The 13589-nt window shown below is 29.1% G+C and carries 14 protein-coding genes; 3 read left to right on the forward strand and 11 right to left on the reverse strand.

Annotated features, from left to right (window positions below; all coding sequences use genetic code 11):
- Positions 1–14: 14 nt before the first annotated feature.
- The 11 genes from LJD34_RS07565 to LJD34_RS07615 form a co-directional block, all read right to left on the reverse strand.
- Positions 15–1013 (reverse strand): MBL fold metallo-hydrolase, encoded by a 999-nt coding sequence (locus tag LJD34_RS07565; protein ID WP_195932718.1) that lies wholly within the window; start codon positions 1011–1013, stop codon positions 15–17.
- Entirely contained in the window at positions 1010–2242 is a 1233-nt protein-coding gene (locus LJD34_RS07570; RefSeq protein ID WP_195932719.1) for a hypothetical protein, read from the reverse strand. Before LJD34_RS07570 ends, LJD34_RS07565 begins: the two co-directional genes overlap by 4 nt.
- Positions 2232–2972: a tyrosine-protein phosphatase gene (locus LJD34_RS07575; RefSeq protein WP_195932720.1), complete on the reverse strand. Its 741-nt coding sequence runs from the start codon at positions 2970–2972 to the stop codon at positions 2232–2234. Before LJD34_RS07575 ends, LJD34_RS07570 begins: the two co-directional genes overlap by 11 nt.
- Positions 2962–3843, reverse strand: coding sequence for a Nif3-like dinuclear metal center hexameric protein (locus tag LJD34_RS07580; RefSeq protein ID WP_117871812.1), 882 nt, complete (start codon positions 3841–3843; stop codon positions 2962–2964). The genes LJD34_RS07575 and LJD34_RS07580 overlap by 11 nt, the downstream gene beginning before the upstream one ends.
- Positions 3844–3894: 51 nt before the next feature.
- Positions 3895–4320, reverse strand: coding sequence for a PTS sugar transporter subunit IIA (locus LJD34_RS07585; protein WP_227359560.1), 426 nt, complete (start codon positions 4318–4320; stop codon positions 3895–3897).
- A 224-nt stretch (positions 4321–4544) separates the two neighbouring features.
- A complete protein-coding gene (locus LJD34_RS07590) occupies positions 4545–5345 on the reverse strand; it encodes a PTS system mannose/fructose/sorbose family transporter subunit IID (RefSeq protein WP_227359561.1) in 801 nt (266 codons plus the stop codon).
- On the reverse strand, positions 5338–6114 hold the full coding sequence (locus LJD34_RS07595) for a PTS mannose/fructose/sorbose/N-acetylgalactosamine transporter subunit IIC (RefSeq protein WP_227359562.1): 777 nt from the start codon (positions 6112–6114) through the stop codon (positions 5338–5340). The genes LJD34_RS07590 and LJD34_RS07595 overlap by 8 nt, the downstream gene beginning before the upstream one ends.
- Before the next feature lie 25 nt (positions 6115–6139).
- Complete coding sequence (locus tag LJD34_RS07600; protein WP_195932723.1) at positions 6140–6622, reverse strand: PTS system mannose/fructose/N-acetylgalactosamine-transporter subunit IIB; 483 nt, start codon at positions 6620–6622, stop codon at positions 6140–6142.
- A 72-nt stretch (positions 6623–6694) separates the two neighbouring features.
- On the reverse strand, positions 6695–7396 hold the full coding sequence (locus tag LJD34_RS07605) for a nucleoside/nucleotide kinase family protein (RefSeq protein ID WP_117480747.1): 702 nt from the start codon (positions 7394–7396) through the stop codon (positions 6695–6697).
- Complete coding sequence (locus LJD34_RS07610; protein WP_117480746.1) at positions 7383–8048, reverse strand: hypothetical protein; 666 nt, start codon at positions 8046–8048, stop codon at positions 7383–7385. The genes LJD34_RS07605 and LJD34_RS07610 overlap by 14 nt, the downstream gene beginning before the upstream one ends.
- Before the next feature lie 2 nt (positions 8049–8050).
- Positions 8051–10822 (reverse strand): sigma 54-interacting transcriptional regulator, encoded by a 2772-nt coding sequence (locus LJD34_RS07615; protein ID WP_227359563.1) that lies wholly within the window; start codon positions 10820–10822, stop codon positions 8051–8053.
- A gap of 220 nt (positions 10823–11042) precedes the next feature.
- Here LJD34_RS07615 and LJD34_RS07620 point away from each other — a divergent pair, with 220 nt between their 5' ends.
- The 3 genes from LJD34_RS07620 to LJD34_RS07630 are packed head-to-tail and all read left to right on the forward strand — an operon-like array spanning position 11043 to position 13523.
- The gene (locus LJD34_RS07620) at positions 11043–12065 is read left to right on the forward strand and encodes a lactonase family protein (protein WP_175301379.1); all 1023 of its coding nucleotides are present in this window, start codon (positions 11043–11045) and stop codon (positions 12063–12065) included.
- A 13-nt stretch (positions 12066–12078) separates the two neighbouring features.
- The gene (locus LJD34_RS07625) at positions 12079–12753 is read left to right on the forward strand and encodes a TIGR00266 family protein (protein WP_195932725.1); all 675 of its coding nucleotides are present in this window, start codon (positions 12079–12081) and stop codon (positions 12751–12753) included.
- The gene (locus tag LJD34_RS07630; protein ID WP_032090861.1) at positions 12753–13523 is read left to right on the forward strand and encodes an HAD family hydrolase; all 771 of its coding nucleotides are present in this window, start codon (positions 12753–12755) and stop codon (positions 13521–13523) included. The genes LJD34_RS07625 and LJD34_RS07630 overlap by 1 nt, the downstream gene beginning before the upstream one ends.
- Positions 13524–13589: the final 66 nt, after the last annotated feature.

Consider the following 13589-nt stretch of genomic DNA (forward strand, 5'->3'; position numbering starts at 1 on the left):
TATATATTTCTCTTTTAAAATTCTCTTTCTTCTGGATCTTCTTCTTTGATTACAGCACTCTTTGTATATTTCAAATCACTACCTTGTTGATAAATAAATTTAGCGTACATTGGTGTACCAAAGAAATCAACCTTTGTATCATACCATTCTGGATGATAAATAACACGATTTGCGGTATCTAAAATATATTTTAAAGTTTTTGGATGTAAATCAATCGTTCCATGTCCTGGAAATACTCCTGATACTTCTTCTAAACGTGGCATAAAATCTTGTAAAGCATCTCTTAAAGCATTGATTGTACAAAATTCTGGATAAACATCCCATGCTTCGCCACCAAAAGCACTTGTGACATCTCCAATAAAGAAACATCCTGTTTGATGATCTAAATATCCTGATTGACCTGGAGTATGACCTGGTAAATGAATTAATTCAACAATATAGCCATCTCCTAAATCAAATTGATGATGATTTTCGACACCTTCTACTTCATAAGAAGTAAATGGTGGTAGGTCATTAGCATCAAACCAAGTATATCCTAATTCACCTTTTTCATCATAAACAAATTCATCTACAACATCTTTTCCTTGATGTTCTTCAATATATTTTTGATCAGCATAGTGACAATAAACTTTATCAAAATGACTATTTCCTGATACATGGTCAATATGACAATGTGTATTACATACAATAATTTCTTTATCACCAATAAGTTTATGAATTAAGCCTTTTAAATCTCCTAATCCAAATGCTGTATCAATAAGCATTGCTTTTTGTGGACCATCAATAAGATAACACCACATTTCTCCACAATGAATTCCATCATAATAAATACAATAAAGATTATCTCTCATTTTATAAACTTCAGCATTAGGATTTATTTCTGGATAAAATAATCTTAAATCACTATGTTCTCTTAATATTTTCAAAAAAGACCATCTTGATGGTTTTTCTTTTTCAGGATTAATTAATTTTGTTTTAATATTTGTATTAATTGGTCTTGGATCTTGCATCATTTTTCCTCCCATAATATTTTTTCAATTTTTCTTTGTCTAGAATTATAAATAAAGCATTCTTCTCTATATTTTGTAACCGTTCTTCTTGAAATATAAATATCTTTTTCTTCTAAAAGTTTTCTTATTTTTTCATCACTATAAGGTTTTAACTTATTTTCCTTTTCAATGATTTGTGTGATTTCTTTTTTTATAGCCTTATCATTTTTGATAAAAGTTCCTGAGTGAATAAACATTTCTTTGATAGAATAATATTGATTATTAAATTCAAAAGATTTATGTGTAATTGCACGTGAAATTGTTGAGATAGCAAGTCCACATTTTTCCGCAACCATTTCTAAAGTTAAATGTTTTAACTCTCCATGATGAATAAAAAAGTCTTTTTGAACATGACACATTTCATTCATTATTTGTAAGAGTGTCATATTTCTTTTTTGTAAAGCACTTAGAAGTGTCTCAGCTTCTTTTCTTTGCTTCTTTAAAGAATCATCATCAATGACAGTAATAGATAAATCAAATTTTAATAGTTCTACTTGTAGATTTTCTCCTTCAACAGAAACTTTACACTCTGGTATAAGAAAAGTAGATTCTTGTGCGTAGTTTGCTGCTGGTTTAGGATTCAACGTTTTAATAAAATCAAATCCTTCATCTATTTCCTCTTGGGTTAATTCTGTTTTTTCTATAATCGCATGATAATGTTGTGTTGCCAGTTCTTCTAAATAATCACATAAAATCAATCCTGTTTCACTTTCTGCTTTTTCACTCATTAAACATTGAATACTTAAACATTCTTTTAAACTAAATGAAAATAATCCATAAGGTTCCAATTTTCTTAATAACTTTAAATGATATTTAAGAGAATCTAAGCCCCATAAACTCTCTTTAATAACTTCATCCTTGGAATATTTGAAATAACCATTACTATCTAAACAAGAAATCAGATAATCACAAACATCTTCATCATATTTTTCATTACTTAAATGAAGTTGTTCAAAAAGAACATCTCTTAATTGAGGTTTTGAATAATCATCAAATTCTAATAATAAATCTGGGTCTAATGATGAATTATATTCAATTAAAGGATTTGTTGACGCCTTATCTAATATGTATTGATGTAATTCTTCATAGGATGAAGATAATATTTTAAGATATTTTTCTTGAGTAGAATTATATTTTTGTTTTTGTTCCAACTTTAAATTAGGAACAAGTTGAATGCGCATATTATTTTTCATGACAATATTTCTTAATTAAGTTTTCCTTTACTTCTTTATCAATTGCATATTCTTTTTCAAAGTATTCATCAAATGAAGAATAACGTTTTAATATTTCATCAAATGATGATTTCAACAATTCTTCATGAACACTGCAAACATACAATAACATCTCTTTAATTTCATCCGTAAAATCTGATTGAACAAGACGTGGCATTAAATCTTTTTCTACACTTTTATTACTATAAAGATAATCTGCATATATTGTCTTTTCATCACAATCAAATAATTTTAATAGTAATGCCGCAAATAATCCTGTTCTATCTTTACCTGAACCACAATGAAAAAGTATTCCATCTTTTTCTTTTATTAATTGAAATAATTGTTTATAGGCCAAATTATCAAAAGGCATTATTTTATAGCCTTTGCGAATAAACCCGGCACTATTATAAACCTCTTCTTTTGTAGATTTTTTGGTAATCAATCTTGGAAAATAGAAATCATCGATTCCCGTTTCCGGTTTTAAAGCACTCCAATTATAGTGTTGAAATCGTTGATCACATTCATAACTATCTTCTTTTCTTTCAAATTCACTGCGAAAATCAATAATATAACGAATACCTAAATTATAAAGTTTGTCCCAATCCTGTTTCGTAAGATTTCGAGGTAGCGCACTACGATAGAGATGCCCTGCCTCTATAAAATCATAACAATCATGTAAATCTCTAAAATTAGAAGGATTAGTGATCATGACAACAATCCTTTGTCATATATTCATAATTGTCTCCTGATTGTTTAAACCACGCAGGTATATGTTCACCTATCGCTTCATCTAAGTATTCCAACATATATTCCATTCCAGGTTCTTCTAGATTAAAATGTCCCATTCCTAAAGCAACTCTATTTCTTCCTAACATTCCACTATCTCTTAGATACTCTGCATAAGTAAAATCTATAAGTTCCATCGATAACAGACAATCGACATCACTTTTATCAGTATTTTTAATAGCTTCATTAGCATCACCAAATACATGGAATAACACTGCTGCTTTTTTAATATCCGCATTTGAATTTCCTATCAATTTGATTCCATTTAAATGACAGGTATCAATTAATTCCTTGGCTAGATCTTTGGCTTTGATTGAATGATCAAAGCTATAGGCAGTAGAACATAATAAAGATGGTTCAAATTCATTGATTGGATTAACAATAAGTTTATCTTCCCATCCCATTTTCTTAGCTAGACCTAAGAAGATACCATCAATATAGTCTCCTTTATAAGGAATACCTGAATGAATATAATCATGATCTCTCCAGACTACGATTTGATGATCATCCAATAGTTTTCTTTTTTCTAAATAGACACTATTTTTTGATTCTTCTAGCCATTCTTGATGATCTCCATGATTCCAAAATAATGCTTCATGACTGATAATCAAGTTGGCTCCTTTTTCAATGGCATATTCAATAACATCAACAGAAGCCCAACAAGAAGTCACAATTCCTGTACATTCTTGATCAACATTTCCATAGAGCACTTTATCTCTTGTTTTTTCTTCATCAATTGTTCCATATCCTTTATGATATTTTTTCATATTTTCAATTATTGTACTAATTTTCATATCATTTCCTCTTTTCTAATAAAAAAGATAAGATGCAGTACGCACTCTTATCTATTCATCATCTTCATCGACTGCAAAATTTACTTCATTGACATATACAATTTGGTTTTTACTGTCCTCAACATATTGATGAACAAGTTCTTGTGTTAAAGGAGTATCTTCACTTTCTAAAACAAGTGCTAATGTTAAGGGTAAATTTATTCCACAAACAACATGTACTTTATCACTCATATATGGATAGAATTTTTGATAAACACTTCCACCCATCATATCAGCAAAAACTAAAACTTCATCATTTTCATCAAAAGAAGCAAATAATTCACTTACGACTTCTTCAATTGGTTTTTCTCCATCTTCTACATCTTCTACATAAGCATTTACATCATAAATCTTTTTGATTCCATTAGTTAAAAAATCTACGGTATCTTTTAATCCATAAGCAAGTTTATGATGTGAAGCAATAATATATCTTCTCATAATCTTCTCCAATCTTCATTAGTATAATTGGTTCAAAAGTTTGGCATTTAAAATTATTTCTAAAAATAAAATATTATTATATCCACAAGGGAGGGAATAGAGTGAACATTATATATAGCAATGCCAAAACAGTTCCTTTCTTCAATTATATCAAATATTATTGATGTTTTATATAACGAATGAGATTAACGGAGCTTTCACTCCTTTAATCAAATATTTATAGATTATGCAGTAAAGATTCCACATGCAGCACCAATCCATGAAAGAATGATGATAATCAAAATCATGTGTGTCATTTTAACTTTCTTTTTATTCATAAAATAATAAATAAGTGCAACAGCTGCAACTGGTAATAGTGAAGGCATAACACCATCAAGTAATTCTTGAACCTTCATTGTAACATCACCATTTGTATATATAATACCTGTTTGTAATTTAACCACTGAAGAAATAAGTGATCCAACAACAGTTAAACCTAGAACAGAACATGCTTCTGTAAATACAGTAATTTGTTTACCAAGCTTAGTAACAACATTGATACCCATATTATATCCCCATTCTACTTCTAGAATACGGACAGCTAAGAATGCAAAGGTAAAGGCAGCCCATAAGAAAATTCCTAAAGGATTTCCTTGCATACCCATACTTGCAGCAATTGAACCAAAGATTGTAGGAATCATTGCCCAACCAATAGTATCACCAATACCTGCAAGAGGACCCATGATACCAATTTTAAAGTTATTAACAGCTTCTAGTGATTCTACACCACCATCATCTTCAATACCTAAGGCAGCACCCATAACAAATGGTGAAATCCATGGCATTGTATTATAATATCTCATTGCATTTAACAATGAAGCTTTAAAATCTTCATCATCAGGATACATTTTTCTAAGTAATGGATAAACAGCAAAAGCATAAGATGGTGCTAATTGTGTTTCATAGTTAAATGTTGAAATACCGATCAACCAACGTTTAGCAGCAGTTCGACAATCTTTTTTAGTTAATACTTTTCCCTTACTCATCTTCTAATTCACCTCGGAAACTAGCTCCTGCTGGTGCAGTTGCAGTTGCTAATCCTTTTTTATAAACTTCATAAGCAGCAGCTAAACCAACAGCACCGATACCTAAAGTAGGTACTGATAAATAAGCAGCTAAAACAAATCCAACAATTAAGAATGACCAGTATTTATTTAATGGCATATACATTAATAACATTGCCATCCCAACACCAGGTAATAAACCTCCGGCAATTGATAATCCAGTTGTAAACCAAGTTGGCATGAAATCCAAAATAGCATTAACGATAGATGGACCAATTGCAACACATAAGAATACAGGTACTGCTGAACATAAACCATAGAATATAGGTGAAACTTTAACTAAACGTAAGAAAGAGTTAAATTTGCCTTCTTCAATTAAAGAAACTTCTTTTTGTTCTAAGAAACCATTGAAGATTTTATAAATAACATCAAAGTTAACACCTAACATTGCAACTGGAAGCCCAATAGCTAAACCAGCTTCCATTCCACGTCCAGTAGAACATGCAATAGCAGTAGCGATAATTGCTGCAACAGGGTAATCAGGCATTGATGAACCTCCAACAGCCACAACACCCATAGACATTAATTGTAAAGTAGCCCCAATTGTAAGTCCCGTTGCTGAATCACCCATAACTAATCCAACAAGCCAACCACAAATAATTGTATTAAATGCAAATAATTGTAATGTGACATTATCTGTCATTTTCCAATAGGCTATTAGTGTAATCAAAAGAATTTGAACAGTAGTCATATTATTTCCTCTCCTTTATTTTCTATTATAAGCTGACTTTTGATTCTAATGGCTCAGCCTTATCAGTAGTTGTAAATTGAACATCTACTTTTGTACCATTCTCAATAATTTTTTTGTAAACTTCTTTTTGATCATCAAGGACACTTGCTCTTGAGCTAACAACTGTACCTTCTTTATTATTTCTTGTAATTCCTAAAACAATGCGAGGAATTTTTTGCCCCGCTTCTTCTTGAAGTTTTAAGAATGTTTCTGGATTTTCTGTAACAACAAATACTTTATGATTGTCATATTTACCAGCTTTAAAATTTTTGATAGCTGTTTCTAAAGTAATGATTGAACAAGCCATACCTGCTGGTTTACCCAAACGCATACTTTCTTTAATAATAGGGTCATTAGCCACCTTATCATCAATAACCATAACACGTTGTGCTCCTGATTGAGGGGCCCACATTGTTGCTACGATCCCATGTAATAAACGAAAATCAATCCTTCCTAAAGTAATACTCATTATTTAACTCCTCCTTTCACTTCCTATATAGCAAAATTCATGCCAATTAGTGTCGAAAAAAACAAGGTAGTGTCAATATACCCTGTTTTTTGCAATATTTAAGACAATATCTGCTTTTTTACTTCTATTTATAACTGTTTCAACATTCTTTTTATCAGAAGCATTATAAAAATCAATTGCTTCTTCTTTAGATAAATGACCTTTCATCTTACGTAAAATCAATCTGTCTTGTAATTCTTCAACATTCACATTATAAAATAAACTTTCATCACATAACCTTTCTAACTGATTCCATGGTTCATCTTTTAACAATAAATAATTTCCCTCAATTATAATGATTTCACTATGTACAAAAATTTGATTTTCTATAGGATCATGTAATTTTCTTGAATAATAAGGCCAATAACAGTCTTCTTTTTTTGTTTGAATAATCTTTTGTTTTAACTTTTCTACATTAAAAGTACGGGGGCTTCCCTTTTCTTTCCTTAAATTCATTTTATCTAGTTCTTCATTATAATAATGAAAGCCATCCATTCCTACCGTTTGCAACTTACAATCAAAATCCATTTGATTAAATAAATACTCTAAAAAAGAAACAAAAGTACTCTTTCCACTACCAGGACATCCTGCAATAAAAATAACAATACGACATTGTTTTTGTTTATAAAGATCATACCAATGATTTAATAGAGGCTTATAGACTTTATCAATATCTTCTTCGTCATATTTTGCCTCTACCTCTAAACCATTTACTAAATATTTAAATGTTTTCATTCATTTTCTCGATGACTTGATTCATTTCAACTTCGTATGTCGTTCCTTTACAGTGAATTAATGCTGGTTTAAAATACTTCATCATATTCTTCTTATCATTTAAATAAGAATATTGTAATCCTATCAAATACTCTAATGAACCTACCATTAAGTCTTTATTAGGCATATTATTCCTTTGAGCAATTTCTAATTTCTTTTTAATTTCATCAATATGTTTGCTTTCTTTTAAAATAAAGATATCATATTGGATTTTAAGATTATTATAGGTTCTTTCATCTCCTAATTTTTTTACATAGTCTAACATTTGTTTACATGATGCCTCTTCTCTTTTTCCTAAAAAGAAATAAAATGCATTTGAAATACTCATTAATTTTTGTTGAGGTTTTATACGCATATTTTCTATAAGGGCTATTTCTTTTTTTACCTCTTCACTTTCTTCTTGGGCAATATATGCAGAAAGTTTCATACTTTCTTTTATATAAGGCTTTACAAATAAGAAACATAAAATACTTTGACTTGTTTTAAAAAAGGCATCATATTTTTCTTCTTCTAAAGATGTTGTCATTTTTTTCATTACAATGTTTTTACCAATATATTGTAATACTACGAAAACAATGATAATAAAAACAGCTATCATTAAACTTTCTTTCATATCTATTCCTCCATACCTTCATATTCATCAAATGATCTTACCATCATATTTTGAATATAAATATTAATAAATTCCACTTCTTCAATAGGAATTTCTACACGATAATATTTTTCAACCTGCTTAAAAGCTTTTTTTACTGTCATATAAAATTTAATGAAATCTTCATTACAATCAGATAATTCTTTTTGATAAGATTCAATGCCTTCTCTTGTCACTAATCTTTCCATCAAACAACATATATGAACATATAAGCCAAAGCATGTATTATTTGTAAATGTTGTCTTCATTTCTTGTTGTAATAAATCTATTGCATTGGCAACTCTTTCTAAAAGTTGAGTTGGATTTAATACTGTTAAATTATTTATTATATTTGTTAGTGAAAAATTCTTTAACATTTTCTTTTGAAAACTATCCATATCCTCTTGACTAATAACATCTGCAAAATAAGAGGTTAAGAAATCTAAAGAACTATTCATTATTAATTCTTCTATAGCAATAAAATGAAGATTCTTTAATTTTGGATTCAATGTTCCAATAACACAAATAACATCATAATCCTTTAATAATTTTTCTTCTAAATTAACTTCTAATAAAGAAGTATAATCATAGGTAATTACTTTCACAGGTAAATGTTCAGGTAAAGAATCTTCGATGATTTCTTTAAGTTTTTCAGCTGTTCCTAACCCTGTTGCACATGAACAAACAATTACTTTTTCCTTCTTTTGAGAATTAATAATTTTATAATTTGTTTGACTATATTCTATACTTTCATCAAATATTTCTTGTAGAGACTTTTTATCAAGAATTCCTTTTCCAACAAATAAGGTAAATCGTGTATTAACATTATTAGCGATTGCAATATTCGATTTTGAAACATTATTTAATCCATTATAAATTTCTTCTAAAGACCCCATATCTACAAGCAATATTAAATTCTTAATATTTCCACCATAACTTTCAATAAAAACATTCAATTTATTAATAATTAATTGCGTAGATGTATCTAATGGCATATCTATTGCCTCGAAAACATATTCATCTAACATACGATTAACTGCATCTGCGATAGATGATGCCGTAGCATAACCATGAGATAAAACAACTCCAACGGTTTGATTTAAAACACGATTACCATGATAAGATTCTATAAATAAAGCAAAAATCGATGTTAAATAATTGTGCCAATTCAAATTAATATAAATACCACATAATTCATTTAAATATTTTGCGATTTCATAAGATCTAAAATAGTTGGATTTAACAACCGTTTCTAAAGATTGAAATCCTTCTTGATGAATATCGAAATAAGATTCAACAATAACATAATATGTATAATAATCTTGAATAAGTAATGATAACGTAAGTATTTCACTTGATTGAAAATCACAACGATATTTATCATTAATAAGTTCTGCCATTTTTTTTATAACATTTGTAAAATAGGCAATATCTATAGATTTCTCTTTATTTTCTCTAAATAAAGAATCATTTGAATATGTTTGTGTTTCACTGAGTGCTTGTTCTAAAAAAGACTGAATAGATATTTCTTCTTTTGAATAATTTTCTAATAACTCTAATAATTTATTAGAATATTCTTTAAAAGGAAATTCATTTTCATATTTATTTTTTAAATCATTTAAGGAATATAACTGATTTCTTCCTACTAAAATACTATTATCTATATGATTATTAAAGCGTACACGTGATGGTAAACAAAGTGAATTTATTTCAATATAATCCTTATTCTTATTTGAATATAAGGCATTCATGCAGGTTTCTTGTATTACATTTTTCAATTCTCCAATATTTCCTTCATATTCATTGTTTAATAATGCTGCATATACAACATTACCAATACGAATTTCTTTATGAATATGTTTCGCTTCATTTTCTAAAAACCGTACAATAATATTTGATTTTTCCATTTTACTTCTTTTAGACAAAGAAGGTATTTCCATTTGAATTGGAATACGCCTTAATAAAGTTTTTAATAAAACTTCTTTAGGGTTTTCTGTTGTCGCAAAAGCCAAAAAAACATTACTATGATACTCGTTTTCACTATCTCCTAAAACATGATAATTTCCTTTATCCATAAATAGAAACAATTTTTCTTGGCATTCAGGTTTTAAACAATGAACTTCATCAAGAAACAACATTCCTCCATCAGCAACTTTAATTAGTCCCGGATTATCATTATCTGCTCCGGTAAAAGCGCCTCTTTTATATCCAAATAAATTCGCGGTAATAAGTTCTGGATTATTCGCGTATTCTGAACAATTCACATGTACAAATTTTGCTTTTTCTGAAAAGATTCCATTATTTTTTCCATACTCAAACATTTTTTCAATAATAAAACTTTTACCTGTGCCTGTTGGTCCATTTAAAAGTATAGGTAGTCCATGTGGTGGATAAGAGATACTTGCTTTACATGATTCAATAATCTTTCTTAAAGAACCATTATAACCTATTAAATCTCTAAAATCCTTGGATCCTCTCCCACAAGTTTTTGCATATTCATCTAATTCATCAAGTGAGGCAAACATCAATTTATTTATTTTAATATTATATCTTTTTTCTAATTCGCTCTTTTCTAAAAAAAGAACAGGACGTGTATTAATTTTCACAAAACGCCCTTGATTAAAATAATCGTTTAAATACGATGAAATACTGTTACGTGATAATCCAATGATATTTGAAAGATTTGAAGCATTATTATCTTCATAATCACCTCGTCTTGTATTTTCCTTTACTAACGTAATTAAGCGTTCTTCCATAATAAACCTCTCTTATAAGATTGTTTCTCTATTCCCATAAATTATTGTAATACAAAAATAAATATTTGAAAACTAAAACGAAAGATTTATATCTTTCGTTTTATAGACACTTTTTTATTATTCGCTTATTATCAAACTTTTTTTACTTTATTATTTTTCTTATATAGAAAGCTTTTTATAGTTATTTTATGGTACAATTATTTCAAAAGGAGGCGATTTTGTGTATCGTTTTTACGTATCAAGTTACGCTAAAGGAAAAGAAAAAGGTCTTTATGTATGTACTCTAGATGAAACTAAAAATGAACTTCATTTAAATAAACATATTCCTACCGAAGATTTTCCTTCTTATGTTATTAAAAAAGATGATTTTCTTTATGTATCTTTAAAAGATGCACGTGTTGGTGAAGGAGGAGGTGTCGCAAGTTATCATATTGAAGAAGATGATTTAAAACAACTTTCTTTTTATAATTCCCATGGTCGTTCTTATACTCATTTATGTTTAAGTCCTGATCAAAAATATTTATTTACAGCCAATTATCACGTTGGAGCAACAGCTGCTTTCCCTTTAAAGGATCATAAAATTGGAGATAAACTTTCAGTTGTTCACCATCATGGTTCAGGAATTGATTTACTTAAAAGACAAACAAGTCCTCATGCTCATTATGTAGGAATTACTCCTGATCATAAATATCTTTACAGTGTTGACCTAGGTGCTGATAAAATTATTATGTATGAATTTATTAATGAAAAATTACAAGAAACATCATTAAGTCAATCTGTGATTCCTGGTAGTGGGCCTCGTCATATGATTTTTTCTCATGATGGTAAATATTGTTATCTTGTTAACGAAATTGCAAATAGTATTATGGTTTATCAATATGAAGATGGACACTTTACTTTGATTCAAGTTATTCATTGTGTACCTCGTCATTTCCATGGTTTTTCAAGTGCTGCTGCTATTCATATGACATCAAGTGGTAAACATATTATTGTTTCTAATAGAGGTCATGATAGTATTGTCCTTTATCGTGTGAATCAAGAAACTGGAAAAATCACTTTACTTTATATGGTGCATACTGGAAAAGGACCTCGTGATTTTAATATTATTGATGATCGTTATATTGTTGTTGCTAGTCAAGAAGATGATCGTTTGGAGCTTTATACATTTGATGAAGAAAAAGAAGAAATTAAGCCTACAGGAAATACCTTAGATATTATTCAACCTGTTTGTGTGGCTTTATAAAAGGAGAAAAATTATGAAATACGAAATTGTTGGAGATACTCTCCCTGTTGTTATTTGTCATTTAAATAAAGGTGAAAAAATGATTAGTGATAGTGGTGCTATGGCTTGGATGGATCCATGTATGAAAATGGAAACAAATGGTGGTGGTGCTGGTAAAATCATCAGTAGAATGTTTTCTGGTGAAACTTTATTTAGAAATAGTTATACGGCAAACAAAGATGGTTTGATTGCCTTTGCCTCAAGTTTCCCTGGAAAAATTGTCGCTATTGATGTAGAGCCTGGAAAAGAAGTCATCATTCAAAAATCTGCTTTTCTAGCTAGTGAAGAAAATGTAGAAACATCGGTTTGCTTTAATAAGAAATTTTCTTCTGGTATATTTGGTGGTGAAGGTTTTATTTTAACAAAGATTTCAGGACACGGAACATGTTTTATTGAAATTGATGGAAGTACCGTAGAATATAATTTACTACCAGGTCAACAAATGGTGATTGATACCGGTTATCTTGCAATGATGGATGCTACTTGTAAAATGGATATCCAATCAGTTCCTGGTTTAAAAAATAAATTTTTAGGAGGAGAGGGATTATTTAATACAGTGGTTACTGGCCCTGGTAAAATTGTGGTTCAAACAATGCCTATTTCAGCAGTCGCAAATTCACTTGCAAGATTTTTCCCTCAAGGTAAATAATGAAGAAATTGTTTTGTTTTGATATTGATGGTACTTTAAGAACAACCACAGATCATCAAGTACCAGAAAGCACTGTCAAAGCTTTAAACTTATTAAGAGAAAAAGGACATCTTTTACTAGTTTCAACAGGAAGAAGTGTGGATTCTTTAAAAAATACACATATTTATGATACTTTTTCTTTTGATGGCTATGTATGTAATAGTGGACAAGCTTTATTAGATAAAGATTTAAATTTAATTCACAAAGAAAATCTTTCTCGAGAAGTGGTTTTAAAAGCTCTAGAAGCTTCTAAAAAACATAACATTCCTTTAGCACTTAAATGTACACCAAGAATTATTAATATGGAACCAAATGAAGATGTCATTCGCTCATGTAATTATTTCAATAACCCTATTCCAACTGTAGGTACATATACAAATCAAGAAGTAGGTGCCATGATTGCCTATGGTCCTTTAGGATATGATTATCAAGAATTTAAAGCTATTGATGAATTAGATGTAATGGTTGGTGAAAGTAGTTATGCAGATATTACAATCAAAGGCATTTCTAAAGCAACAGGTATTGCTTATTTTATGAAGTTATGGAATATAGATAATTATGTCGCTTTTGGTGATTCTTTAAATGATGTTGAAATGTTTAAGCATGCATCGTTTTCTATTTGTATGGGACAAGGAAATAGTGATTTAAAGAGATTAAGTGATTTTGTGACAACTTCTATTGATGAAGATGGTATTTATTACGCATGTAAAGAATTAGGTTATATCCAATAAGATATAACCTAATTTTTCATATAAAAAAGAACAATGCTTTAGTATTACTACATTGTTCTTTTTAGT

The organism is Faecalibacillus sp. MSK20_93 (assembly GCF_020589945.1).
GTDB lineage: Bacteria > Bacillota_I > Bacilli_A > Erysipelotrichales > Coprobacillaceae > Faecalibacillus > Faecalibacillus intestinalis.